This window comes from Streptosporangium sp. NPDC006013 (assembly GCF_040614275.1).
GTDB lineage: Bacteria > Actinomycetota > Actinomycetes > Streptosporangiales > Streptosporangiaceae > Streptosporangium.
In genome coordinates, this window is sequence record NZ_JBEXUE010000858.1 from 1 (window position 1) to 2098 (window position 2098).

General features: G+C 62.2%; 2 protein-coding genes and 1 pseudogene. 1 reads left to right on the plus strand and 2 read right to left on the minus strand.

What is annotated here, in order from left to right; translation table 11 throughout:
* Window positions 1-70: pseudogene (locus ABZ260_RS50365) on the minus strand (hypothetical protein); the annotation flags it as partial.
* 98 nt (window positions 71-168) lie between these two features.
* On the minus strand, window positions 169-510 hold the full coding sequence (locus ABZ260_RS50370) for a hypothetical protein (protein ID WP_355632895.1): 342 nt from the start codon (window positions 508-510) through the stop codon (window positions 169-171).
* A 327-nt stretch (window positions 511-837) separates the two neighbouring features.
* Between ABZ260_RS50370 and ABZ260_RS50375 the strand changes: the two genes are divergently transcribed.
* Window positions 838-990 carry a hypothetical protein gene (locus ABZ260_RS50375; protein ID WP_355632898.1) on the plus strand — a complete coding sequence of 51 codons (153 nt, stop codon included), beginning with the start codon at window positions 838-840 and terminating at the stop codon, window positions 988-990.
* Window positions 991-2098: the final 1108 nt, after the last annotated feature.

Genomic DNA, 2098 nt, shown 5'->3' on the forward strand with positions numbered 1-2098 from the left:
GCGGAGAGACCGCCAGCGACAGCAGGTCCCTGCGGTTCACCAGCACCGTCGCGGCCACGCAGCCGGCCACGAACGCTCCCGAGAGTCTTACCAGTCAGTTGGTCCGCAGAGCCTTTTCCCGCGCTCGCAGCCGCTCAAGCACCGGATGACGGCGAGGCCCTCAGCCGGTCACGGGCTCAGATCACCCGCCGGTTCCGGGGGCGCGCCGGAAGTCGCCGTCGCGGTGCTGGAGGGGGGCTGTCCGGGCTGTTCGCTCGATGGGGTGTCAGGTCGGTGGAGCGTCGGCTTTTCCTGGGCCCGGCGTTCCAAGGCCTCCAGTCTCTTGCGCTGTCCGAGCAACGCCCGCCGCTGCTTCTCGGGCAGGCTCGGCACCTTCAGGACCTCATCCAGCGCGTACGCGGCCTCGGACATGTGACCGTTGTTGATCATCCACGCGATGAGGCCTGGGCCGCCCCACCAGATCCCACTGCGCCAGTAGGCCGTCAGCGCGTCGCCCAAGTCTGTCGACATGCGGGGTTCGGTGCGCGGAACGACGGGCGCCAGTTCGACGACAGGCGGGGTGGCTGGCGGTGGATTAGGGGCGTGCCCGTTGACGCTGTTCCTGCCCATGGTGAAGCGTTCCCAAAATCCCATACATACCCCTCGCCGTCGGGTATCGAGATGTGCGCTATCACAGCGGACGCTACGAAGCCCTGGCCAGGGCGGCTAGGCAGGACTGGCTGACGGTGAGGAGACGGTGTCCTGACCCGCTCGATCTTCGATTCCGGCGTCAGGCCTGCTGGTGGGGTCTGTAGCAACTCGGACCGGGGGGCCGTTTGTCCAGGCAGGAGAACCTCTATGAAGAACAGCGCGAAGAAGAACCAGGACGGGCTTAGGCACCAGGCCGAGGAGTCCCGGATCGCCGCGGCCACCGCGAGTGGCGTGAGGAAAGACGCTTATCTCCGGGCGGCGGAGGAGTTGGAGCGCATGGCCCAGGAAGCCGAGAGGTGAGGTAGCCGATCACCAGTCCCCACTGGCGCGTTCCCACTTTCCCCGAGGCGGGCCGGTGCCGTGTCCGCGCCACTCCCTGCTGCCTTTTCCCCTCGGCGGCGCCAAGTGGAAACAGGAAAATGCCGGTCACTACTTTGTCAAATAGATAGCCAGATCCGCCGTCATTGAAACTTCGTCGTTCAGCAAGACAGACTGGCGTTGCTTCGAGGTGCTTGAGCGCCCGATATGGTGCACCCTAAGTGAAATCATAGATACACAGGGTCTCGATGCGGCAAGTGTCATCTTTTTTCAGGAGCAAGCAAGGCTGAGGACTGGTGTATCCGAAACCCAAAATAACGCAATGCTGTCCGTGTTGATTGAGGCACATCCTGCAACGAACCGCAGGTAAATTCTACTTGGATTCGATGAAATTTCGGCGGGCCGAAAAAATAAGTCGAGGATGCGCCAAATAATAAAATGAGTGCCCTTATCAGGGCTTCTTTTCTTGCGCAAGAATTGTGGAAAGTCAAAAAGACTTGTCATGATCTACTGCGGGCGGAGGAATCCGTGGCAGGCCCATCCGCCCGCAGCGCACCGTTTCGATGCACAAAGGAGCATACTGCATGCGCGTTCGATCCATGCTGTCCCCCGCGTCCCGTGACTCACAGAGCGTGAGGCATCAGCGCGGCTCCGTCGCCCGTAAAGTCCAGCGTCTCGGAGTCGGCCTCGCAGCTCTGGCAGCCATTCTCGCGGCGGGTATCCCCTCTGCCAGTGCGGTCACGCCTGAGCTGTTCGTGGACATCACCTGCAACAAGACCGCCAACACGTACTCGTACAAGACGTGGGGGGTGGGCTTTCCCCGAGGTGGTTTGGTTGAAGCCGACTGGGTCGTCGGCGAAAACCACAGCAACGGCACAAGCTACGCCTTCGGAGGCGGGACCAACGTCTACGCTTCTTCGTCTGGTTCCTGGAGTGCTCCAACCCATACCGCCTCCACGGGCAGCGGGTCGGGAACGGCCACGATCCGCGTAACGGCTACTTACGGGGCGGGGAGCATCTCGGGCTCCGACAGTTGCACCTGGTAGTGAACTAGCAAGCAGGGGGCGTCCATCCGATCCAGAGTGGATTA